Source organism: Streptomyces sp. NPDC032745, from assembly GCF_055579465.1.
The window spans coordinates 101,424-123,196 of the sequence record NZ_JBVING010000002.1 but is presented as its reverse complement, the minus strand read 5'-3'; the positions used below and the strand labels follow the sequence as shown (position 1 = coordinate 123,196).

The 21,773-nt window shown below is 74.0% G+C and carries 19 protein-coding genes and 1 pseudogene; 10 read left to right on the top strand and 10 right to left on the bottom strand.

Annotated elements, in window-relative coordinates; translation table 11 throughout:
* Positions 1 to 245: 245 nt before the first annotated feature.
* Complete coding sequence (locus ACZ5WG_RS04915; RefSeq protein WP_468720689.1) at positions 246 to 725, top strand: hypothetical protein; 480 nt, start codon at positions 246 to 248, stop codon at positions 723 to 725.
* Here the strand turns inward: ACZ5WG_RS04915 and ACZ5WG_RS04910 are convergent.
* Both ACZ5WG_RS04910 and ACZ5WG_RS04905 read right to left on the bottom strand, forming a co-directional pair.
* A complete protein-coding gene (locus ACZ5WG_RS04910) occupies positions 722 to 1,441 on the bottom strand; it encodes a phosphatase PAP2 family protein (RefSeq protein WP_468720688.1) in 720 nt (239 codons plus the stop codon). The two genes, ACZ5WG_RS04915 and ACZ5WG_RS04910, sit on opposite strands and share 4 nt — an antisense overlap.
* 94 nt (positions 1,442 to 1,535) lie before the next feature.
* On the bottom strand, positions 1,536 to 2,498 hold the full coding sequence (locus tag ACZ5WG_RS04905; protein WP_468720686.1) for an alpha/beta hydrolase fold domain-containing protein: 963 nt from the start codon (positions 2,496 to 2,498) through the stop codon (positions 1,536 to 1,538).
* 245 nt (positions 2,499 to 2,743) lie between these two features.
* On the opposite strand from ACZ5WG_RS04905, the gene ACZ5WG_RS04900 reads away from it, so the two are divergent.
* From ACZ5WG_RS04900 to ACZ5WG_RS04860, 9 genes and pseudogenes are all read left to right on the top strand, one after another.
* Positions 2,744 to 3,280: an ATP-binding protein gene (locus ACZ5WG_RS04900; RefSeq protein ID WP_468720685.1), complete on the top strand. Its 537-nt coding sequence runs from the start codon at positions 2,744 to 2,746 to the stop codon at positions 3,278 to 3,280.
* Between the two features lie 129 nt (positions 3,281 to 3,409).
* Positions 3,410 to 5,026: pseudogene (locus tag ACZ5WG_RS04895) on the top strand (AMP-binding protein); the annotation flags it as partial.
* A 198-nt stretch (positions 5,027 to 5,224) separates the two neighbouring features.
* Positions 5,225 to 5,647: an acyl-CoA thioesterase gene (locus ACZ5WG_RS04890; protein WP_468721434.1), complete on the top strand. Its 423-nt coding sequence runs from the start codon at positions 5,225 to 5,227 to the stop codon at positions 5,645 to 5,647.
* Between the two features lie 52 nt (positions 5,648 to 5,699).
* Positions 5,700 to 8,003, top strand: coding sequence for an oxidoreductase (locus tag ACZ5WG_RS04885; protein WP_468720683.1), 2,304 nt, complete (start codon positions 5,700 to 5,702; stop codon positions 8,001 to 8,003).
* A 10-nt stretch (positions 8,004 to 8,013) separates the two neighbouring features.
* Positions 8,014 to 9,048, top strand: coding sequence for a carbon-nitrogen hydrolase family protein (locus ACZ5WG_RS04880; protein ID WP_468720681.1), 1,035 nt, complete (start codon positions 8,014 to 8,016; stop codon positions 9,046 to 9,048).
* On the top strand, positions 9,045 to 10,181 hold the full coding sequence (locus tag ACZ5WG_RS04875; RefSeq protein ID WP_468720679.1) for a cupin domain-containing protein: 1,137 nt from the start codon (positions 9,045 to 9,047) through the stop codon (positions 10,179 to 10,181). The genes ACZ5WG_RS04880 and ACZ5WG_RS04875 overlap by 4 nt, the downstream gene beginning before the upstream one ends.
* Before the next feature lie 17 nt (positions 10,182 to 10,198).
* Positions 10,199 to 11,110, top strand: coding sequence for a fumarylacetoacetate hydrolase family protein (locus ACZ5WG_RS04870; protein WP_468720677.1), 912 nt, complete (start codon positions 10,199 to 10,201; stop codon positions 11,108 to 11,110).
* A 91-nt stretch (positions 11,111 to 11,201) separates the two neighbouring features.
* Positions 11,202 to 11,927, top strand: coding sequence for a maleate cis-trans isomerase family protein (locus ACZ5WG_RS04865; RefSeq protein ID WP_468721433.1), 726 nt, complete (start codon positions 11,202 to 11,204; stop codon positions 11,925 to 11,927).
* Positions 11,928 to 11,987: 60 nt separating this feature from the next.
* Positions 11,988 to 12,821, top strand: a complete 834-nt coding sequence (locus tag ACZ5WG_RS04860) for a PaaX family transcriptional regulator (RefSeq protein WP_468720675.1) — start codon at positions 11,988 to 11,990, stop codon at positions 12,819 to 12,821.
* A 7-nt stretch (positions 12,822 to 12,828) separates the two neighbouring features.
* On the opposite strand, the gene ACZ5WG_RS04855 is transcribed toward ACZ5WG_RS04860, so the two are convergent.
* The 8 genes from ACZ5WG_RS04855 to ACZ5WG_RS04820 form a co-directional block, all read right to left on the bottom strand.
* Positions 12,829 to 13,212 (bottom strand): hypothetical protein, encoded by a 384-nt coding sequence (locus ACZ5WG_RS04855; RefSeq protein WP_468720674.1) that lies wholly within the window; start codon positions 13,210 to 13,212, stop codon positions 12,829 to 12,831.
* An 83-nt stretch (positions 13,213 to 13,295) separates the two neighbouring features.
* The gene (locus ACZ5WG_RS04850; protein ID WP_468720672.1) at positions 13,296 to 13,748 is read right to left on the bottom strand and encodes an alcohol dehydrogenase catalytic domain-containing protein; all 453 of its coding nucleotides are present in this window, start codon (positions 13,746 to 13,748) and stop codon (positions 13,296 to 13,298) included.
* Positions 13,749 to 13,803: 55 nt separating this feature from the next.
* Complete coding sequence (locus tag ACZ5WG_RS04845; RefSeq protein ID WP_468720671.1) at positions 13,804 to 14,658, bottom strand: DMT family transporter; 855 nt, start codon at positions 14,656 to 14,658, stop codon at positions 13,804 to 13,806.
* A 339-nt stretch (positions 14,659 to 14,997) separates the two neighbouring features.
* Positions 14,998 to 15,807: an ATP-grasp domain-containing protein gene (locus tag ACZ5WG_RS04840; protein WP_468720669.1), complete on the bottom strand. Its 810-nt coding sequence runs from the start codon at positions 15,805 to 15,807 to the stop codon at positions 14,998 to 15,000.
* Entirely contained in the window at positions 15,804 to 16,766 is a 963-nt protein-coding gene (locus tag ACZ5WG_RS04835) for an ATP-grasp domain-containing protein (RefSeq protein ID WP_468720667.1), read from the bottom strand. The genes ACZ5WG_RS04840 and ACZ5WG_RS04835 overlap by 4 nt, the downstream gene beginning before the upstream one ends.
* Before the next feature lie 130 nt (positions 16,767 to 16,896).
* Positions 16,897 to 20,268: a hypothetical protein gene (locus tag ACZ5WG_RS04830; RefSeq protein ID WP_468720666.1), complete on the bottom strand. Its 3,372-nt coding sequence runs from the start codon at positions 20,266 to 20,268 to the stop codon at positions 16,897 to 16,899.
* 146 nt (positions 20,269 to 20,414) lie between these two features.
* Complete coding sequence (locus ACZ5WG_RS04825) at positions 20,415 to 21,143, bottom strand: anti-sigma factor family protein (RefSeq protein WP_468720664.1); 729 nt, start codon at positions 21,141 to 21,143, stop codon at positions 20,415 to 20,417.
* Positions 21,140 to 21,736 (bottom strand): sigma-70 family RNA polymerase sigma factor, encoded by a 597-nt coding sequence (locus ACZ5WG_RS04820; RefSeq protein ID WP_030295723.1) that lies wholly within the window; start codon positions 21,734 to 21,736, stop codon positions 21,140 to 21,142. Before ACZ5WG_RS04820 ends, ACZ5WG_RS04825 begins: the two co-directional genes overlap by 4 nt.
* Positions 21,737 to 21,773: the final 37 nt, after the last annotated feature.

The window sequence follows — 21,773 nt, the reverse complement described above, 5'->3', positions numbered from 1 at the left end:
CCGCTCGACCGGTGGTGGCCGGACCGGGCCGGGAGTCGTCGCGGGCGCACGCCACGTCACCCGTGCTCGGCAGCAGGGTCCGATGCCCTGCGGGACGACACACGACCGGCCCCGGGTGCAGGCAGCGCAGGACGTCGGCCGAGCAGGATGCACAAGTGGCCGACTGGGCCGTCCCGGCGGGGGCGGAGCGGCCGCAGGGCGTGTGGCGCCCATCGCGCCCGGGCCGGCTGCCATCCTTGTCGTCCATGGATGTCAGCACGTTCTACGCCCTCTTCTCCGCCACCTGCTTCACCCTGGTCGGCCTGTGGTGGAACGTCGTCCAGAGCCACTCGGACTGGATGCGCGACCCTGCCCTGCGGCGCGTCGTCGGCGGGATCTACCTCTCCTTCCTGCTGCCCGCCCTGATGGGCCTCTTCGCGCAGGTCGGCGGCACCGAGCAACCACAGATCTGGCGGGTGGCCTTCATCGCCCTCGCCGTGGTCGGCTGCGTGTGCACCCTGCGGCTGCTGGCCCGCTCCCGCGGTGACCACTTCGTCGCCTGGCAGCAGGCCGGCGCCGCACTGCTCTACGTCCTGATCGCCGTCGTCGGCGCCTTCCCCGAACTCGCCCGCCACATCGGCCTGCGCCCCATCCAGGCCGAAGCCCTGATGCTGATCGGACTGATCGTCCTGGGCCACGCCCTGGTCTGGCGGTTCATGGCGGGAGAAGGCCGCGCCTCGGACTAGGCCGATCGCGCGGGGGCCGATCGCTGCCGTCGGTCGTGCTCCCGGGCGAGGGCGGGGGTGAAGGCCCACCACGCCAGCAGTGCCGCCCCCGCGCCGGCCGCCGCACCCGCCACCGTGTCGCTGAGCCAGTGGGCATGGAACCAGGTGCGGCTCCACATCATGGCCAGGGTGAACACCGCGCCACCGGCCCACCAGGCCCTTCGCCGGGCCGCAGGGACCAGCAGGACGCCGACCAGCACGACGAGCAGTGCCGCCCCCGCCGCGTGCCCCGACGGGAAGGAACCGTGGTCGACGCGGACCAGCGGGTGCGCCGGGCGGGGGCGGTCCACCAGGTGCTTGAGCCCCTGGACCACCAGCATGCTGCCCACGAGGTAGACCCCGAGCAGGAAGCCCGCCGAAGTCCAGCGCCTGCGGACGAGCAGGAAGACCAGCATCCCGAGCGGCACGACGACGCCCAGCGGGCCGCCGAACCAGTCGAGGACGGCCGCGGGGGCCGCAGGGAGACCGTCGTGCGGGCCGCCCATCCAGCGCAGCCACCGGTCGTCCGCGCCCTGGAACGGCGGGTTCGCGACGTCCGTACGGACGGTGAGGGCCAGTGCTGCGGTCAGGCCGAGCAGCAGCACGGCCAGCAGCAGGGTGCCGGGGCGGCGGCGCAGGTCCGCCGCCTTAGGCGGGGCCGCGGTGGGGCGGGCCGAAGTGAGTGTGTGCCGGGTCATGGCTGCCTTTCGACGTACGCGTGGGGGCGCGGCCGGGCCGCGCCCCCACGGTGGGACCGGTCTGCAAAGCGGTGTGTCCGGGACGGGGCGGGGTTCAGGCCCCCGCACCCAGGTGCCGGGCCAGGAACGCGACGCTCTCCGCGACGATCGCGGGGATGTCGGGGGAGCCGAGGAAGATGTGGTCGGCGCCCTCCACGGGCTGCAGCGCCACCTCGCCTCCCGCGCCCGTCAGCGCCTCGGCGAGGGCCTCGCTCTGGCTGTACGGGACGAGCCCGTCGCGGGTCCCGTGCACCAGCAGGAACGGCGGCGGGTTCGAGCCCGCGACGGCGTACGTGACCGGGCTCGCCACCCGGGCCGGCTCCGCCTGCTCGGCCACCGGAACGCCGAGCAGGGCTTCGTAGGGGTTGGGGAATTCGGCGCCGGTCGGCATCGGCAGCGGGTGGCCGGCCAGGGAGACCAGGTCGGAGACCCCGTACCAGTCGACGACGGCCAGGACACCGGTGTCACCGGAGCCGACGCCGTGGGCCCCCTCCAGCGCCGCCAGCGTTCCGGTGTCCGTGCTGCCGGGGCGGACGAGGCCGGCCAGCGCGGCCAGGTGACCGCCCGCCGACTCGCCCCAGACGCCGATCCGGTCCGGGTCGATGCCGAGGGGGGCGGCGAAGCGCCGGACGTAGCGGATCGCTGCCTTGACGTCGTGCAGCTGCGCGGGGAACGGGGCCTCGAGGCTGTGCCGGTAGTCGACGGAGACGAGCGCGAGCCCTGCGCCGAGGACCGCGCCGTGCAGCAGGGCGGCGGGCACGGTCGGCGGCGGGTAGCGGCGGTCGCCGTCCAGCCAGCCGCCCCCGTGGATCCAGACGACCGCCGGGAAGGGGCCTTCGCCCGCGGGGAGTTGTACGTCCAGGAGGCGGGGGCGGTAGCCGGGGGTGGTCGCGTACGTGATCCCGTCGAAGCGGCGTATGCCGTCCGCGCCGGTCACGGGCGGTACGGGCTGCTGGAACGGCGGGGGCGGCCAGGTCATGTCGGCGATGTCGAACTCGGCCGGGGGAGACTGCGTCATTTACGGCTCATCCCATTCGGTGTGCGGCCTCGGAGGCCGGCGGGTCCCGGTGCGGGCGGCCCAGGCTTCGTAACGTTTGTCCGAAATGCTTGCGCGGGGCACCGGGGAGGCATAGCGTGTTACACGTGTAATCACGACTCTAGCGACGCGTTTCCGCTGACCACAAGCCCATCGGGCACCTGAGTTCCCCGGTAGTTACACGAGACACTCACGGCGGCGTCGCATTCCCCCTCCGGGAGTACGTCATGTTCACCACCGCCACCCTTCCTGCCGGGGCCGCCTCGGTCGCCGCCGTCCCTGCGCAGCCCGCCGGCGCCTCGGCTCCGGCCCCGGCCCGGGCTCCGGCTCCGGCCCCGGCCCGGGTCCGCAGCTTCGCCCACTGGGCGCTCGAGCCGAGCGCGGTCGCCGTCCCGGTGGTGCGGGCCCGCGTCCGGGCCGTGCTGGAGGACTGGCGCATCGCCGCCGAGGCGGTGGACGTTCTGCTGCTGGCCGTCAGCGAACTCGCCGGGAACGTCGTCCTGCATGCCGCCACTGCCACCGGGCGGATGCGGGTCGGGGTGGCCTTCGGCGGGGGATGGCTGCGACTGGAGGTCGCCGACCAGGGGGCCCGGCTGCCCCGGCTGTGCCATCCCGCCGCCGAGGTCGACCTGGATGCCGAAAGTGGCCGCGGGCTGCTGATCGTCCAGCTGCTCGCGACCGAGGCGGGCGGCGAACTCTCGTTCGTGGCCGGTGAGTTCGGAACTTCTGTGCGGGTGTGCCTGCCGGTCGCGCCGGCCGCCTGAAGCGGTGCGCGGGCGGTCCGGAAGCCGCCCCGCGGTCACCGAAATATCGAGCAATGTTGACGGACGCAAAATTGTCGAGATAACTTGCTCCGCATCTCCCCCGCTGCTCCCTGATTGAGGTGCCGCCCCATGGAGCTCTCCCCTTCCGCCCACGCCGACCCCTTCTGCAGGGACCGGCTGCCGGCCTTCCCCCTCTGGCCCGAACTCCACTTCGATCTCCCGGAGTTGGCCTACCCCGACCGCCTCAACTGCGCCGGACGCCTGCTCGACGAACCCGTCGAGCGCTGGGGCCCCGACCGCACCTGTCTGCTGACCCCGACCGAGCGCTGGACCTACGGCGAACTCCAGCAGCGCGCCAACCAGGTCGCCCAGGTCCTCACCGAGGACTTCGGCCTCGTTCCCGGCAACCGCGTTCTGCTGCGCGCCCCCAACAATCCCTGGCTCGTCGCCGCCTGGTTCGGCGTCCTCAAGGCCGGCGGCGTCGCCGTCACGACGATGCCGCTGCTGCGCGCCGCCGAGCTCGCCGAGCTCTGCGAGATCAGCCGCCCCACCGTCGCCGTGTGCGACCACCGCTATGTCGACGAGCTCGCCGCGGCCGCCGGCCAAGGCCCCGCCGAACTGCCGGTTCTCGCCTACGGCGGCCCCGGGGTCATGGACCTGACCGCGCGCTGCGCGGCCAAGAGCGGCGTGTTCGCCACCGTCCCCACCGCCGCGGACGATGTGGCGCTGATCGCCTTCACCTCCGGTACGACCGGGCGCCCCAAGGCGACCCTGCACTTCCACCGCGACGTGCTCGCCAATGCCGACACCTTCTCCCGGCACGTGCTGAAACCCCGCCCCGACGACGTCTTCACGGGTACGCCGCCGCTGGCCTTCACCTTCGGCCTCGGCGGGCTCGTGGTCTTCCCGCTGCACGTCGGGGCCGCGACCCTGCTGATCGAGCAGGCGGGGCCGCAGCAGCTGGCGGACCTCGTCGCCCAGCACGGCGTGACCGTCCTGTTCACCGCGCCCACCGCCTACCGCGCGATCATGGCCGCCGGCGCTGTGGGCCAACTGGCCGGGCTGCGCCGCTGCGTGTCCGCCGGAGAGGCGCTGCCCGCCGCCGTGTGGGAGGAGTTCCACGCCGCCACCGGACTGCGCATCATCGACGGCATCGGCGCCACCGAGATGCTGCACGTCTTCATCTCCGCGGCCGACGGGGACATCCGGCCCGGTGCCACGGGCCGGCCCGTACCCGGCTACCGCGCCGCCGTGGTGGACCGGAACGGCGACCCAGTCCCCGACGGGCAGCCCGGCCTGCTGGCGGTCACCGGACCCACCGGCTGCCGCTATCTCGCAGATCCGCGCCAGACGGCGTACGTCAGGAACGGCTGGAACATCACCGGCGACACCTACGTCCGCGATGCCGACGGCTATTTCTGGTACGTGGCCCGCAGCGACGACATGATCGTCTCCTCCGGCTACAACATCGCGGGCCCGGAGGTCGAGAAGGCCCTCGCCGCCCATCCGTACGTCGAGGAATGCGGGGTCGTCGGCGCCCCCGACGACCGGCGCGGCATGCTGGTCAAGGCGTACGTCGTGCTCGCCGCCGGTGTCCCGGCGGACGAGGCGACGGTCCGTGAGCTGCAGGCCCACGTCAAGGGGGCCATCGCCCCGTACAAGTACCCGCGTGCCGTCGAGTTCGTCGCACGGCTTCCGCGCACCGGCAACGGGAAGCTCCAGCGCGGCGAACTGCGCGAATGGGCCCGCTCCGCCGCCCGGCTGCCGGATCACGGCGCCGCCCAAGCCGCCCAAGCCGCCCAAGCCGCCCAGGCCGCCGCAGCCCCGGTCCCGGCACCGGCCCCGGCCCCGGCCCCCGCCCCGGTCCCGGTCGAAGCCGGGACCGGGGCCGACGGCGGCTGCGCCGCGGGCTGCCCCGAGGCCCTCGTTCCGCACCTGCCCAGCGTGGTCATCGAGCGCCGCGTCGAATGGCCCGACACCGACGCCGCCGGGCACTACCACCACTCCACCGTGGTGCGGTGGGTCGAGGCGGCCGAGGCCGTGCTGCTGCGCCGCCTGGGCCTGGCCCACCTCTTCGGCAGCACCCCGCGCGTCCACTTCGAGGCCGACTACCGCGCCCGGCTCTGGTTCGGCGAGGCCGTGCGCGTCGAGCTGAGCGTCGCCAAGGTCGGCGCCAGCTCGCTGCACTACGTGTTCACGGTCCACGGCGAGGGGGACGTGGAGGCCGCCGCCGGGCGGATGGTCATCGCCCACTCCGCCTCCCGCGCCACCGGGACCACGCCCTGGCCCGCCGACGTACGCGAGGTGCTGACGAAGTCGGGCCCGCAGGCACCGGAACTCCTCACGAGAGATATTGAGCATTGTTGACGGTCGCTAAATCTGCACCATATGTTGTTCCGGAACCACGAGGAGGTACGCCGTGCGCGTAGCAGTCATCGGAGGAGGGCCCGGCGGGCTGTACTTCGCAGCCTTGGCCAAGCAGCTCTCCCCCCACTGGGACGTCACCGTCTGGGAGCGCAACGCCCCCGACGACACGTTCGGTTTCGGGGTCGTCTTCTCCGACGAGACCCTCGACGGCATCGCGCAGGCCGACCCCGAGATCTATGCGGCCATGTCGGCCGAGTTCGCCCGCTGGAGCGACATCGACGTGACCTACCGACGCCGGACCCTCACCTCCGGCGGCCACGGCTTCGCCGCCCTCGGCCGCCGGCAGCTGCTGCGGATCCTCCAGGAGCGCTGCGCCGCCCTCACGGTGGACGTCCGCTACCGCACGCAGGCCCCGCCCGCCGCCGAGCTGGCTGCCACGTACGACCTCGTCGTCGCCTGCGACGGCGTACGGTCGGCCACCCGCGCCGCCTACGCGGACACCTTCGGGCCCGACCTGGACGAACGCTCCGGCCGCTACATGTGGCTCGGCACGGACAAGGTCTTCGAGGCCTTCACCTTCCTCGTCGAGGAGCGGGACTTCGGCACCCTCCAGGTGCACGCCTACCCCTACGACTCCACGCGCTCCACGTTCATCGTGGAGATGGACGAGGCCGCCTGGCGGCGTGCGGGCTTCGCGGAGTTCGCGGACCGCGACCACCCGCCCGGCACCAGCGACACGGACAGCATCCGCCGCTGCGAGGAGATACTCGCCGGCCATCTGGACGGGCACCGGCTCCTGCCCAACAACTCCAAGTGGCTTCGCTTCACCACGGTGCGCAACCGCACCTGGCGGCACGAGAACGTCGTCCTCCTCGGGGACGCCGCCCACACGGCCCACTTCTCCATCGGCTCCGGCACCAAGCTGGCCATGGAGGACGCCCTCGCCCTGGCGGCCTGCCTGCACGAGCACCCGGACGTGCCCGGCGCGCTCGCCGCGTACGAGGGCGAGCGCCGCCCGGTCGTGGAATCGACCCAGCGCGCCGCCCAGGCCAGCCTCGAGTGGTTCGAGAACATCGGCCGCTACACGGGCCAGGAACCGCCCCAGTTCGCCTTCAACCTGCTGACCCGCAGTCGCCGCGTCACCTACGACAACCTGCGCGTGCGCGACGAGGAGTTCACCACCGCCGTCAACTCCTCCGCTCCCGTGCCCCCGATGTTCCGTCCCTTCCCGCTCGGCGGGCTGCTCCTGCGCAACCGGGTCGTGGTGCCGCCCACCGCCCTCGGCACGGCCCGCGACGGCATTCCGGGGGACTTCGACCTCGTCCACCTCAGCACCCGGGCGCTCGGCGGCTCCGGCCTGGTGCTCGCCGGGATGACCGCCGTCAGCGCCGAAGGCCGGGACACCCCCGGCTGCCCGGGCCTCTACACCGACGAACAGGAAGCCGCCTGGCGGCGGATCACCGACTTCGTCCACGGTCAGTCCGACACCTGCCTCGGCATCCAGCTCACCCATGCCGGCCGCCGAGCCGGTACCGGGGACGGTCCGCCGGTCGCCGCGTCCGCCGTGGCCTGGGACGAGCGCAGCCCGGTCCCGCGCGAGGCGACCCGGGCCGATATGGACGTCCTCGTACGGGACTTCGTCCGCGCGGCCCGGCGAGCCGACCGGGCAGGCTTCGACGTGCTGGAACTCCAGTACGGACACGGCCAGTTGCTGTCCGGGTTCCTCTCGCCGCTGACCAACCTGCGCACCGACGCGTACGGCGGCGGCCTCGCCGGGCGGTTGCGCTTCCCGCTGGAAGTGCTGGACGCCGTACGGGCGGTGTGGCCCGCAGGCAAGGCCCTGCTCGTCCGGATCTCCGCGGCCGACTGGGCCGAGGGCGGCCTGAGCGAGGACGACGCCGTGGCCATCGCCCGCGCCCTCGCCGAGGCCGGCGCCGACGGGATCGACGTCTCCACCGGCGAGGTGGTGGCCCACGAGCGGCCCCGCTACGGCCGCAGTTACCAGACCCCGTACGCCGACCTGATCCGCAACGCCACCGGCGTCCCCACCATCGCCGTGGGCGCGATCTCCACGTACGACGACGTGAACTCGATCATCCTGGCCGGCCGGGCCGACCTCTGCGGGGTGGGCCGCGCCCAGCTGCACGACCCGCTCTGGACCCTGCACGCCGCGGCCGCCCAGGGCTACCACGGGCCCGCCGCCCCGTGGGCGCCCTCCTGGAAGGCGGGCAGCGGCAGACCGCCCGCCGCCCGCACCGACCGGGTCCCGCCGCGCCTGGAGCTGCTGCGGCAGCCCGCCGCGCCGGTGCACCAGCGCTGGCTGCCGCGCCTCGCCGCCGCCGCGCCGGCCAACTGAGGAGACCCCGATGGAGACCCTGCCCCCGAACCGCCCGCCCCTGCACCACCTGCCCCGCTTCACGGCGGCGGCCGTCCAGGCCTCGCCCGTCTACCTGGACCCCGCGGCCACCGTCGACAAGGCGGTCGCGCTGATCGCCGAGGCGGCCGCCAACGGCGCCGAACTCGTCGTCTTCCCCGAGGTGTTCGTCCCCGGCTACCCGTACTGGAACTGGACGATGAACCCGGTCCAGGGCTCGCCCTGGTTCGAGCGCCTGCAGCGCGCCTCGGTCGACATCCCCGGCCCGTACGTCGACACCCTGCGCGCGGCGGCCCGCCAGTACGGGGTCGTCCTCGTCATCGGCGTCAACGAGCGCGCCGCGCACAGCCTCGGCGTCCTCTACAACACCCTGCTCACCATCGGACCCGACGGCGCACTCCTCGGTGTGCACCGCAAGCTGGTGCCCACCTGGGCCGAGAAGCTCACGTGGACCGGGGGCGACGGCAGCTCGCTGCGCGTCCACCCCACCCCCGTCGGCCCGCTCGGCGCCCTCGCCTGCGGCGAGAACACCAACACGCTGGCCCGCTTCACGCTCCTCGCGCAGGGCGAACTGGTCCACGCCTCCTGCTACATCGCCCTGCCCGTGGCCCCGGCCGACTACGACATGGCCGAAGCCATCGCCGTCCGCACCGCCGCCCACAGCTTCGAGGGCAAGGTCTTCTCCGTCGTCGCCTGCTCCACCGTCTCCCCGGAGATCGTCGACCTGCTCGCCGGGGACGACGAGGACCTTCGCGCCCTGTTCCAGCGGCCCCGCAGCGCCCTGTCCGGGATCTTCGGCCCCGACGGCCGCCCGGTCACCGAACCCCTCGTCGACGACGAGGGCATCGTCTACGGCGAGATCGACCTCGGCCGGTGCATCCAGCCCAAGCAGATGCACGACATCACCGGCCACTACAACCGCTTCGACATCTTCCGCCTCGAAGTCGACAACCGCCCCCGCCTGCCGGTGAGCTTCACCGCGCCGCCCGCGGGTCCCCTGACCACCACCGCTGAGGAGGACGCATGACCATCGAGCAGGACGACACCATGCTCGGCCGCGCCCGGGTCTCCGACACCCCCGAACTCACCGCGTACTACGGCGAACTCGACGCCCTGGACGCCGGAGCCCTGTGGACCGTCGCCAACGACATCGAGCCCTGGTACCCGCAGCCCAGGTCCGTTCCCGTGCTCTGGCGGTACGAGGAGCTGCGGCCCCTCGTCCACAAGGCCCTCGGCCTGGTCAAGGCCGACGACGCCGGCCGCCGCGTCGTGATGCTCGTCAACCCCGGCCGCAAGGACGTCAGCGCCGCCGCCGGGCTCCTCTACACCGGGCTCCAGATCATGGGACCGGGCGAGGCCATGACAGCCCACCGCCACCAGGCCGCCGCGCTGCGCTTCGTCCACGAGGGCACCGGCGCCTGGACCATCGTCGACGGCCAGAAACTGAAGGTCGGCCCGCGCGATTTCGCGATCACCCCCAACGGCACCTGGCACGAGCACGGCAACGACGCCGAGGACGCCCCCGTCATCTGGCAGGACGGACTCGACATCCCGCTCGTCAACGCCCTCGACGCCGGGTTCTACGAAGTCCACCCCGAGCTCCACCAGACGCCCGGGAAGGTGGTCAACTCCTCCGTGCTCCAGTACAGCGCGAACCTGCTCCCGTACGGCTCGGAGCGGTGGAGCAGGCCCTACTCGCCGCTGCTCGCCTACCCCTGGGAGCCGACGTACGAGGCCCTGCTGGGCCTGGCCAAGGCGAGCGAGGGCTCCCCCTACGACGGGGTCATCGCCGAGTACACCAACCCGGTCACGGGCGGCCCGGTGATGCCCACGATGGGCGCCCACATGCAGCTGCTGCGCCCCGGGCAGGCCACCCGCGCCCACCGGCACACCGGCTCGGTGATCTACACGGCGGCCAAGGGGCACGGGGTCTCGGTCATCGCCGGGCAGCGCTTCGAGTGGCGCCAGGGCGACATCTTCTGCGTCCCCTCCTGGGCCTGGCACGAGCACCACAACCTCGATCCCGCCGAGGACGCCTGCCTGTTCTCCTTCAACGACTTCCCCGTGATGCGCTCGCTCGGCTTCCACCGCGAAGAGGCGTACCCGGACAACGACGGCCACCAGCCCGTGCCGGCTGCCGCCCCGATCGCCACCGCCTGACCCCGAGGAGCCCCACCATGCGTCTGCTCACCTTCACCACCGGCGCCGGCGACGGCGCGCCGCGCCTCGGCGCCGAGGCCGACGGCCTCGTCCTCGACCTCGCCGTCCTGGCCGGCCACGCCGGCGTGGACCTCCCGCACGACCTGCTCTCCTTCGTCCAGGCCGGACCCGCAGCCCGGGAAGCCGCCCGGCGCCTCCTCGACGCCGATCCCGCCGCCCGCCCGGCCGGGGCCGTCCACCGGCTCGAAGACGTCACCCCGGCCGCCCCGCTGCGCCCCGGCAAGATCATCGGGGTGGGCCTCAACTACGTCGAGCACGTCGAGGAATCCAGCCGCAGCCTGGACACCGACAAGGAACTCCCGCCCCGCCCCGTGCTGTTCAGCAAGCCCGCCACCGCCGTCACCGGCCCCGGCGCGCCGATCCTGCACAACGGCGACCTCACCCAGCAGCTCGACTGGGAGTGCGAGCTGGCCGTCGTCATCGGCCGCACCGCGTTCCGGGTGAGCGAGGAGGACGCGTACGACCACATCTTCGGCTACAGCATCGTGAACGACATCAGCGCCCGCGACCAGCGACGCTCCGGCCAGTGGTTCTTCTCCAAGGGGCAGGACTCGTACGCGCCCTTCGGCCCGGTGGTGGTCACCGCGGACGAGATCCCCGACCCCATGGCCCTGGACCTCTCGCTGCGCGTCAACGGCGTCACCAAGCAGAAGTCGAACACGCGGCACATGCTGTTCCCGATCGCCCGCCTCATCGCCGACATCAGCTCCGGCGTGACCCTGGAGCCCGGCGACGTCATCGCCACGGGATCGCCCTCCGGCGTCGGCGCCGGCATGGTGCCGCCGGAGTTCCTGGTTCCGGGTGACACGGTCGAGGCGACCGTCGAGCGCATCGGCACCCTGGCCAACCCCGTCGTCGACGCCCGCTGACCCGCCCCTCCCCGCCCCGTACCACCGAGGAGTGCCCGTGCCGCCCCGCACCTACCGCATCGGCCAGATCGTGCCGAGCTCGAACGTGACCATGGAGACCGAGGTCCCCGCCATCCTGCGCGCCCGCCAGGCGGTCGTGCCCGACGAGAGGTTCACCTTCCACTCCAGCCGGATGCGCATGACCCATGTGACGCCGGAACAGCTCAAGGCCATGGACGCCGACTCCGACCGCTGCGCCGTGGAACTGTCCGACGCCCGCGTCGACGTGCTCGGCTACGCCTGCCTCGTGGCGATCATGAGCATGGGCCTCGGCTACCACCGCACCTCGGAGCAGCGGCTGCACACCCGTACGGTCGAGAACGGCGCCCCCGCACCCGTCGTCACCAGCGCGGGCGCCCTCGTCCACGGACTGCACACCATCGGCGCCCGCAAGATCGCCCTGCTCGCCCCGTACATGCGCCCGCTCACGCGGACCGTCGTGGACTACCTCACCCATGAGGGCATCGAGGTCCTCGACTACGAGGCCCTCGAAATCCCGGACAACCTCGACGTGGCCGCCCACGACCCGGCCAGGCTGCCCGGCCTCGCCCGCGCGCTGGAGTACGCGGACGCCGACGCGGTCGTGCTCTCCGCCTGCGTGCAGATGCCCTCCCTGGGCGCCATCGAGGAGGCCGAACAGCTCCTGGGCAAGCCGGTGGTGTCGGCGGCCGTGTGCACCGCCCACCAGATGCTGCGCGCCCTCGACCTGCCCGCGGTGGCCCCGGGGGCGGGACACCTGCTCTCCGGCGCGTATGCGGAGGCGCCGCTGCCGCAGTAGTCCCCGTCAGGCCCGGGGCGGGCTCGATATGATCGCGACCGCGTACAACGGAAGGTGATCATGTCGGACAGTCCCCTCAGGCCCAGCTCGTTGATCAACACGGTCTACGGAGCGTTCCTGCGCCGCCTCGGCGGCTGGATCTCCATCGCGGACCTGATCACGCTGATGGGCGAGCTGGACGTTGACGGCCCGGCGGTGCGGTCGGCGATCTCGCGGCTCAAGAAGCGCGGCGTCCTCGAACCGGAACGCCGGGGTGCCACCGGCTACCGGCTCAGCCCGGCCGTGCACCCCGTCTTCGACGAGGGCGACCGCCGCATCTTCGCCAGCCTCGAACCCGCCGACCTGGCGGACGGCTGGGCCATGGCGGTGTTCTCCGTACCGGAGTCCGAGCGCTCCCACCGCTACCAGCTGCGCACCCGGCTGACCTGGCTCGGCTTCGGCAACATCGCCCCGGGCGTGTGGCTGGCCCCGGGGCGGCTGCTCGAAGACGCCCGCGGCATGCTCGTGCGGCTCGGGCTCAGCGAGTACGTGCACCTGTTCGCCGCCGACTACGCGGCCTTCAGCGACCTGGCGCAGACGGTGAGCGAGTGGTGGGACTTCCCGGCGATCCAGACGCAGTACGCGGCCTTCACCGACACCTACGCCCCCGTCGCCGAGCGCCTCGCGGCGGAGGGGGAGCTCGGCCCGGCCGAGGCGTTCCGCCACTACGTGCCGCTGCTCACGCAGTGGCGCCGCCTGCCGTACCTCGATCCGGGCCTGCCGACCGAACTCCTGCCGGCCGGCTGGAACGCGGTGGCCGCCCGCCAGGTCTTCCAGCAGCTCCACGCGGTCCTGCTGGAGCCCAGCCTGCGCCACGTCCGAGAGGTCACCGGGCTGGAGGAGGGCACTCCCTGACCAAGCCCTACCAGGGCAGCGCCGGGATGGTGGACGTCGGGATCGACGGGTCGTCCGGGTCGGGCTTCCACGGCGTCCAGTCGGGCGTCAGGGTGGGCCGGGGCGGCGCCGGGGGCGGATGGGGCCCGCGGTTCGGGTTCTGCGGGATCGATGGGGTGCGCGGGGTGGTGGCCTTCGGCCGGGCGCCGGGGGCGGCCGCCGGGTCCGGGGTCTCGTCCGGCTCCGCGGAGGCGGCCGCGGGCGTGGGCGTCGGCGCCGCAGTGGTGGGCGAGGGCGAGCCCACGGCCGAGTGGCTTGCGCTCGGCGTCGGCGAACCGGACTTCTCCGGAGCCGGGGACGCACCGCCGGAACAACCGCCGGGCAGCAGGCCGCCGGCCAGCAGCGCGGTCATGGACGTCGACACCCTGCCGTGAGGGCTGACGCCCACCGGCCACCTCGTGGAACACGATCTGGTCAGTGCGCGGTGATCGTAGCTCAGACCTGCGCAGATGCTCCCGGCCGGATGAGGGTCACCCCGCGCCCGGGCGCCGTGCCCATCGCCGCGAGGGCGGCCGGGGCCGCGTCGAGCGTGATCGTGGAGGTGACCAGCAGGTCGGGCCGCAGCGCCCCGGACCGGACCAGCTCCATCATCGGCGGGTACGCGTGGGCGGCCATGCCGTGGCTGCCGAGGATCTCCAACTCCCAGCCGATCACCCGCTCCATCGGCAGAATCGTGGAGCCCACCGCCTCCACCACACCTGCGAGTTCGTGCCCGGGCACGTGCGGCAGCACGACGTCCGGATCGTGCCCCATCCACCCGTGCCAGTCGCTGCGGCACAGCCCCGTCGCCTCGACGCGCACCACGACCCCGCCCGGGGAGGGACTCGGATCGGGCACCTCGCGGACCTCGGCCGGCCGCCCGAACTGCTCGAACACCACCGCGCGCACGGGAACCGCCCTCCAGTCGACTGCCCGGAACGCTATCCCGCACCCGCCGTCGGCGTCAGGGAGCACCCGTACCGGCCCGAGCGAGGGCGAAGACCCCCGCACAGATCAGCGCCACGCCCAGCAGTTGGGGGAGCACCCACCACCCCGCCCGCAGGTGTTCCTCGTACAGGACCACGCCCAGCGCGACGCTGATGCCCGCATCGCCCAGGGTCAGCGCGGGCTGCGAGGCGACCAGCGGCCCGCCCTGCATGGCGTGTTCGAGCAGCAGCAGGGCGCAGATGCCGGTCGCTCCGAAGGCGTAGGTCTGCCACGTGGTCAGGAACGCCCCGATGCCGCCCTCGGTCAGGACGTACACGGAGTGCTTCATCAGGGCGGCCGTCAGCGCGTAGCAGACGGCGGTGGCCGCCCCGAGGCAGCCGGCCCGGGCGCGCCCCGGCGGCCTGCGCAGCCCGGCCACCGCCAGGGCCGCGACGACGGCTGCGCACACGGCGAGGGCGGGGATCCACCGGTCGATCGGGACGTGCGTCCGGTTCCCGGTGGGGGAGGCCGCGGCCAGCGCCACCCCGAGCCCGGCCACCACCCCCGCCACGGCCAGCCACAGGGCACCCGGCAGCCGCCGCCGGGCCACCAGCGAGGCGATGAGCAGCGCGAGCGGCAGCTCCAGTACGAACAGCGGCTGTACGAGGACCAGCGCGCCGGTGGCCAGCGCCACGGCCTGCCCCACCCCGGCCGCGATCACGGCCAGGATCCCGGCGATCCACACGGGCCGCTTCAGCAGATCGAGGATCAGGCCGAACCGGAAACCCCTGCTCTGCGGCACGGTGAGCGCGGCACGCCGCTGCAGCACGGTGGCCAGCGCATTGCTGAACGCCGCGAACAGCGCGAAGAAGACCGGCAGTACGACGCCCATCCGCCGATCCTCACGGCGCCCGCCGCACCCCCGGCCCGCCGACACACCACGACGGGGCGGATTCCCCCGCCCGCCCGGGAATCCGCTGCGGCCGCAGCGGCGGCAGCGAGGGCAACTGCGGCTCCGTCCGGCGGGAGGCCGCCGCCGATCGGCCGGCGGGAGCGGTGCGCCGCCCTAAGGGGCTGTCCGGTAATCCCTGGTGGATCGGCGCGCGGCGTCGGATGCGGTGCATCGCGAGGCGGAGGAGTGTCCTCATACCGGGTGTAACCGGGCGTTCCGACAAGGCGGTGAGGTGCCGCAGCCGGCGTCGTGCGCCCGCCGGGGATTACGGGACAGCCCTTAGCAGCCGTGCCGGCGGGCGGCCCGGGCCAGGGCCAGCGACGCCAGCGCCTCCGGTGCGCCGGCCTGGCCCCGGATGCCGGGGAAGGCGTTGACGTCCACGATGAGCGGGGTGCCGTCGCCGGTGTCGATGAGGTCGACCCCGTAGACGTCGAGCGCGAACACCTCGCCGGTCCTGCGGACCAGGTCCGCCCAGCCGGGCGGGAGTTCGGTCAGGGCGAGCGGCCGGGTCGGACCCCGGCCCTGCGGTGCGAGCTCGGAGCGCCGCAGGGCGGCGAAGACCCGGTCCCCGACCGCCCACAGCTTGTGGTCCCAGCCGCTGTTGGGCGCGAACTCCTGGACCACGACGGGTTCCTGCGGCCAGGCGGCCGCCAGCTCGCGCAGCCGGGCCCGGTCGTCGACCCGGGCGACCAGGTCGTGCCTGCGGCTGTGCCGGCTCTTGACCACCAGGGGCGAGGCGCCGAGCGGCTCACCCGCGGCCCAGGCCGCGAGGGAGTCGTACGTACGGGTGCCCGCGAACGGCAGACCGGCGCGCAGGGCGAGCTCCGCCATCCGGGCGCGGTCCTGGCAGAGCGCGGTCGCCGCCGCGGAGTTCAGCACCGGGGCCCCGCGCCGCTCCAGTTCCCGCGCGAAGTCCAGCCCCTGCGGTGTCCTCGACTTCAGCAGGTATACGTCGGCCAGGTCCGCGGGGGCTTCGCCCACCGCACCCGGATGCAGCGACTCCACCCGGTGCCCGGCGGCTTCGAGCAGCGCCGCCGCGGCGGCCAGCAGTGGATGGCCGGGCTCCGGCGTGACCAGGCAGACCCTCACAGGACGGCCTCGCCGGCCCGCGCGGGGGCCTGCACCTGGGGTGCCTGCACCGCGGACGCCTGTACGGGAGACCCCTGCACCGGGATCGGGACGGGCAGTGCGTGCGGCGCCCGCGGCCGGCACACGGCTGCCGCCGCTGCCGCCGGGCTGCCCGTCCGCGCCAGCCCCAGTACGGCCCGGGCCACCCGGGCCGCCGCGTCCGGGACCTGACGGAAGCTCGGGAAGTCGTTCACGTCCACCACCACGGGCCCGTCCGGCCCCAGCAGCACGTCGACCCCGTACAGGTCGAGCCCGTAGACCGCCCCCACCTGCGCGGCGATCGCCGCCACCTCGGCCGACAGCGGTACGCGCCGCTCCCGCACCGCCGGATCCGGGTGCAGGGGCGAGCAGCGCTCGGTGGCGAACAGCTCCCCGCCGACCGCGTACACCTTGATGTCGGTGCCCGAGTTGGGCACGTACGGCTGGGCGATGAGCATGTGCTCGTCCGCCAGCCCGGCGAGGACCCCCTCGAGCTCCGCGGGCGAGGACACCAGGTGCACGGCCCGCCCGGAGCTGCCGTCCGCGGGCTTGACGACGAGCGGGTACTCCGCCGCCGGTATCTCCCGCAGCAGTTCGGGCTGCGCCACGGCGTACGTCGGGGGCATCGGAAGCCCCCGGGTCCGGCCGATGGCGGCGGCCAGTGCCTTGTCGCGGACGCCCCGGATCGAGCGGGCGTCGTTGACCGTGGTCATCCCGGCCGCGGCCGCGGCCTCGAGCAGGGTCAGCCCCGGCCCGCCCGAAACCGTCTTGAGCACCCAGGCGTCGTGCGTGCCCGAGGCCACGACCTCGGTCATCCGCAGCAACGAGCCGCCCGGCCGCACCACGTCCACCTGGTGTCCCCATGCGGTGAGCTGCCGGATCACCTCGTTCGGCATGCCGTCGTGGCGGTAGTGCTCCTCCACCAGGAAGCAGAGCCTCATCGACCTTCCCCATATTCCCCGGACGTCCGCCGATCCCGTCCGGCGAGTTGTGACGTCACAGGATGTCATGGACCGCAATGTGATGATCGGTCCGGATGGGGACGCGGGCCTTCCGGCCTCCGGCCGCCGGTCATTCGCGGTGCGTGGTGGCCACCAGTGCCGCGTCCCGTACCTCCGGCTGCGCATGCCGCCTCAGCTCCCGCAACAGCGCGCGCCACTGGACGGGCCAGCCGCAACGCCTGCCCATCGCCGAGGTGAGCGCGACGGCGAACATCCCCGGAACCGGGGCGCCGTCCGCCGCGAGGCCGCGCACGGCCTCCAGCACCACGGCGGGGTCCCCGACCCGGTCACCGTGCCAGTTCCCGTCACGCAGCGAGCCCGCCGTCGACGCGGCCAGCCCGGGCCGGCCCTCATGGGCCGCCACGAGGGCGTCCAGGGCCGCCCGCAGCTCCGGCAGGTCCGCGCGCAGGTCGACCGAACGCCGCAGCAGCGCCACGCGGGCCGTGGCCAGGGCAGGTTCACCGGCGAGCTGCCGCACCAGGGCCGCGCGCAGCTCCCGGTGCTCCGCCGAGACGATCTGGCTCAGGAACCGCACCCTTTGGAGGGCCGGCAGATCGCGCTCGGCCTCCGCCTCCGGGTCGTCACCGGACCGTACGACGGCCAACAGCTCGTCCACGGTGCGGTAGAACTGGCTCCCGGGTTCGCCGCCGCCGACGGGGTGCGGCAGCCCCGAACCGGCGATCTTCTCCAGCGCCGTCGCCGCGGCCTTCCAGCCGGGGTTCGGCGACAGGTCGCAGACCGCCAGCCGTACGGGGTCCGCGGCCTCCGGCGCGTAGGCGATCCAGTCCGGCAGCTCCGCGATGGCCTGACCGGCCACTGAGCGGTGCGGCGAGGCGGCGAGCAGCGCCACCAGCCGGGCGAAGCGCGGCCGGTGCTGCGGCGCCACCCAGAGCGCCGGGGTACCCGCGATCACCGCCCCGGCCTCCTGCGTTCCGGTCGCCGCGGCCGTCTCCAGCAGGGGCCAGACCTCCCCGGTCCCCAGGAGTCCGACCGCGAGGCCCACGACGGCGGTCACCACGTCGGGATGGCTGTCGGCGTCGCCGGCGATGCGCCCCAGCAGCGCCGCGGCCCGGCGGGGCGGCAGGAACCGCGCGGTCAGCCGGGCAGCCTCCTTGCGGCTGGTCACCTTGACGCCCGAGGGCGCGGCCAACAGCCCGTCCAGCAGCTCCGCGAGCCGGGTCGGCGAGGTCCCCGCCGCGGCCCGCCCGGCGGCGTACACCGCGACCCGGGCGTGGTCGTCGCCCGCGTGCGCCAGCAGTTCGGGCAGGACCAGCGCCGGCTCCACCGTCCGGGCCGCTGCGGCCAGCGCGGTCTCCGCGAGCCGGGTCTCCGCCGAGCGCGCGTGCCGTCGTACGAGTTCCAGCCCGTGGTCGGGTATCCGCGCCGCGCCGCCGAGGACGTCCGCCCGCTGGTGCAGCGCCATGGATTCGTCGCCGACGGCGACCTCGGCCAGCCAGGCCGCCTCCTCCTGCTGGCGGGGCACCCACCGGTCCGCCCGGCCGAACCGGGGGAGCGGCCGTACGGACCCCTCGCGCAGGAACCGGCCGTACGGCGGCCGCGCGGCGAGCACCGAGTCCAGCAGATCGGTGCGGTGCGCCGACAGCACGTCCAGTACGGGCTCCAGGGCGACCGCCGACGGCTCCTGCTCCAGCAGCACGGCCACCCGCTCGCCGCGCGTCGCCTGGTCCGCGAGCCAGATCCGGGCGAACTGCGGGAACAACGCGTCGGTGCACCGCTGCCGGGCCTCTTCGAGCCTTCGCTGGAGCTCCGGCATGCGGTGGCCGCGGTCTCCCAGGTGGCTCGCGAGCCCGAGCAGCGGCTCGTACTCACCCTTGGCCGCGCGTACGTCGAGCCAGGGAAGCAGGACTTCGAGGATCTGCTGCGCCCGGCCGGGCGGCAGCGCGCTCCCGTACGGGGCGTGTACGAGGCGGCCGGTCCGCATGATGAGCTCGTGGAGGGTGCGCAGCGCCCAGTCGAGCAGCGCGGAAGGGGGAGCCGGGTCCCCCAGAACCGCGAACACCAGGCGCTCCAGGGCCCAGTACGTCGAACCGGAGCAGTCGCGTGCCCCGACGGCGTCCACGGCGATCCGGTCCAGGCAGGCGACCGACGCCTCGGCGGTCAGCAGTGGCACCGGTACCCGGGCCAGCGCCGTCAGCGCGGACGAGCGCACGGGGTCGCGGTCGTTGCGCAGCCGCCGCGCCATCAGTTCGAGTACTTCGCCCAGCGCTTCGGCATCGCGCGCGTGGACCGCGTTCTCGACGAGCCGGGCCCAGGCCACCCGACGGGTGTCGGCGTCGGAGCTCCGCGTCCCGGCGAGGAGTTCCGGCCGGGCCTCGTCGACCGGAAGGTGCGCGACCACTTCGAGGAGCCGGTCGGGCGCCCACGCCTCCCGGCGTGCGCGGTCGGCGTGGCGCCGCGCCACGGCCTGGCGGCGCTCGCGCGGGAGCACGGCCAGCACCTCGTCGGGGACCGTCCCGTCCGGGGCGGGGACGTGCTCGGTGGCCGCGTCGTGGAACGCCGAGCGCCGGCCCGGAGGCAGCGCCTTCAACAGCGCGGCCAGGTACGCGGGACGCCCCGCCCAGCGGCGGCCGAGGGCGGGCAGGGACGGCGGATCGGCGCGGACGAGCTGCCGCAGACGGGACGGCGGAAGGAGGTGCTCCTGGTACCCGTCCGCCCGGTCGGGGGCGGTCAGCCAGCACACGAACCGCTCGGCGTCCGCGGCGATCAGATCGCCGGCCCGGTCCGCCAGGGGCCGGGGCAGCCGGCCCGGCCCGTACTGCTCCAGGAGGCCGAGCACGCGCTCCGGGTCGGCGGGCAGGGCCGCGGCCAGACCCGGAGCCTGACGTTCCCACCAGCTCGCGCGCAGGCCCTCCGGCAGCTCCGCCAGTTCGCTCGCCGCCTGGTCCAGCACCGGGCCGGGATGGCAGCGCCCCAGCCGGGACCAGTGGGTGACGGCGTGGGCCAGTTCCGGCAGCAGCCGGGAGACGAACTCCGGCCCGCAGGCAGGGAGCAGGGAGGCGGCCTCGCCGTCGCCCCACTGGGTCCGCATGACGGGCGTCAGCCGCTGCGCGAGCGCCCGGCGGGAACCCCGGAACACGGCTTGCGTCAGCTCGCGGCGGATCTCGGCGGAGGCGTCGTCGTACGCCGCCTCGATCGCCGCGTCCGGCACGGGCAGCGTGCGCACGGCCCGGTGGGCGAAGGACCGCACCACCGGGTCCGGGTCGGCGAGCCGCTGCGCCAGGTACTCGGTCTGGCGCCCCGCCAGGGCCGCCAGCGCGGCCAGCCGCCGCTCGTACCGGCCCCGGCCGGCCAGGTCGGCCAGTACGCCGGGCAGTTCGCCACTGCGGGCGAGGTCCCGGGCGGTGGTGGCGAGCAGCCGCAGCCGGTCGGCGTACGGGAGGGGATCGAGGTCGGCGAGCAGGCGTTCGACTGAGCGGGGCATGGGTTCAGTGTGCCCACCGGGGCCGACGAGGAGAAACGGTTTCCCGGCGGCTGCGTACGGCGAGGAGCCCGGGCGGCCGTCACTCGGCCGCCCGGGCTCCCCTCCCCTCGTCTCCCCTCGTCTCCCCTTGTTGGGGGGCCGCCGGATTACACCGGCATGGGCACGGACACGAACCGCCTGCCCGATTCGTTCTCGACCACGACCTCCTTGACGTTGGCCGGATCCACCGCCGCAGAGCCGTCCAGCGAGGCGCCCTTGCCCTCGCCGTTCTGGCTGCCGACGACCCAGCTGCCCGCGGAGGTGCGCTTGCCGTCCTTCCCGACGACGATCAGTACGCAGCGCTCGCCCGGCGCGATCCCCGCCACGGCCGCGTGCACCCGTACCCACTTGGCGGCGGGCGTGACCTGCACGGTCATCCGCGCGTTGGTGCCCGGGTCGGTCGCCGAGGCCACCTTCGTACCCGCCACCGGCGGTGACGGCTGCGCCGTGACCGTCGGCGAGGGCGGCAGCGGCTGGGCGACCGGCCCGCCGTCCGCGGAGCCCAGCTGCGCCCCGGCCCAGAACACGGCGGCCAGCGAGGCCGCCGCGGCCAGTCCCGCGACGCTCCACCGTCGGCGCCGCTCGCCCGCCGCCTCGTTGCGCATCTGCCGCAGTGTGCGCTGGAGCAGCAGATCACCGCCCTGCGGCGGTCCGTCGAGGAAGGCCTCCGCAGGCACCTCGCCCAATGCCGCTTCCATCTCGCGCAACGCGGCCACCTCCTCACGGCATTGCACGCAGCCGCTCATGTGCTCTTCGACCCGGCGGACGTCCTCCGCCTCCAAGACGCCGAGAACGTACGGGCCGAGCAGTTCCTCCTCGTGCCGCTGCCGGTTCATGCCACCACCTCACGCAGTCCGGCGGGCTGCTGGGGCGGCCTGCCCATTCGATTGCCCTCCTTGGTACTGCCTTGTCGGAACACCTCGCGCAGCGCCTTGAGCGCGTAGTGCGCGCGTGATTTGACCGTGCCCGCCGGGATGCCGAGGCTGTCGGCCGCCTCGGCCACGCTGAGCTGGCGGTAGTACAACTCCTTCAGCACGTCCCGGTGCTCCGGGGACAGCTGGTCGAGCGCACCCAGCACGGTCATCGTGTCCACCACGGAATCGGCGTGGTCCAGCTCGACCGGGGGAGTGGCTGCGGCCCCGGAAACCTCCGCGGGGCGGGCGGCCTTGGCCCGGTAGCGGTCGGTGATGATGTTGCGGGCCACCGTCAGCAGCCAGCCGCGCACCGAACCCTTTCCGTTGACCAGGACCTCGGAATGCCGCCAGGCCCGGATGAGGGTCTCCTGGACGACGTCCTCGGCCGTGGCCCGGTCGCCGGTCAGCCGGGTGGCGTAGGCGAGCAGGGCGTGGCCGTGCTCCTCGTAGACCGACCTGATCAAAGCCTCGTCGGTCGAGCCCCGCCGCGTGCGGGGCCACAGTGGTCCGGCCATCTCACCCTCTCCGTCTTCCTCGCCCATCTGGTGCGGA

Coding starts and splice junctions, on each gene's coding strand:
- ACZ5WG_RS04915 (WP_468720689.1), top strand. CDS start 246: ATGGATGTCAGCACGTTCTACGCCCTCTTCTCCGCCACCTGCTTCACC.
- ACZ5WG_RS04910 (WP_468720688.1), bottom strand. CDS start 1,441: ATGACCCGGCACACACTCACTTCGGCCCGCCCCACCGCGGCCCCGCCT.
- ACZ5WG_RS04905 (WP_468720686.1), bottom strand. CDS start 2,498: ATGACGCAGTCTCCCCCGGCCGAGTTCGACATCGCCGACATGACCTGG.
- ACZ5WG_RS04900 (WP_468720685.1), top strand. CDS start 2,744: ATGTTCACCACCGCCACCCTTCCTGCCGGGGCCGCCTCGGTCGCCGCC.
- ACZ5WG_RS04880 (WP_468720681.1), top strand. CDS start 8,014: ATGGAGACCCTGCCCCCGAACCGCCCGCCCCTGCACCACCTGCCCCGC.
- ACZ5WG_RS04875 (WP_468720679.1), top strand. CDS start 9,045: ATGACCATCGAGCAGGACGACACCATGCTCGGCCGCGCCCGGGTCTCC.
- ACZ5WG_RS04870 (WP_468720677.1), top strand. CDS start 10,199: ATGCGTCTGCTCACCTTCACCACCGGCGCCGGCGACGGCGCGCCGCGC.
- ACZ5WG_RS04865 (WP_468721433.1), top strand. CDS start 11,202: ATGGAGACCGAGGTCCCCGCCATCCTGCGCGCCCGCCAGGCGGTCGTG.
- ACZ5WG_RS04860 (WP_468720675.1), top strand. CDS start 11,988: ATGTCGGACAGTCCCCTCAGGCCCAGCTCGTTGATCAACACGGTCTAC.
- ACZ5WG_RS04855 (WP_468720674.1), bottom strand. CDS start 13,212: ATGACCGCGCTGCTGGCCGGCGGCCTGCTGCCCGGCGGTTGTTCCGGC.
- ACZ5WG_RS04845 (WP_468720671.1), bottom strand. CDS start 14,658: ATGGGCGTCGTACTGCCGGTCTTCTTCGCGCTGTTCGCGGCGTTCAGC.
- ACZ5WG_RS04835 (WP_468720667.1), bottom strand. CDS start 16,766: ATGAGGCTCTGCTTCCTGGTGGAGGAGCACTACCGCCACGACGGCATG.
- ACZ5WG_RS04830 (WP_468720666.1), bottom strand. CDS start 20,268: ATGCCCCGCTCAGTCGAACGCCTGCTCGCCGACCTCGATCCCCTCCCG.
- ACZ5WG_RS04825 (WP_468720664.1), bottom strand. CDS start 21,143: ATGAACCGGCAGCGGCACGAGGAGGAACTGCTCGGCCCGTACGTTCTC.
- ACZ5WG_RS04820 (WP_030295723.1), bottom strand. CDS start 21,736: ATGGCCGGACCACTGTGGCCCCGCACGCGGCGGGGCTCGACCGACGAG.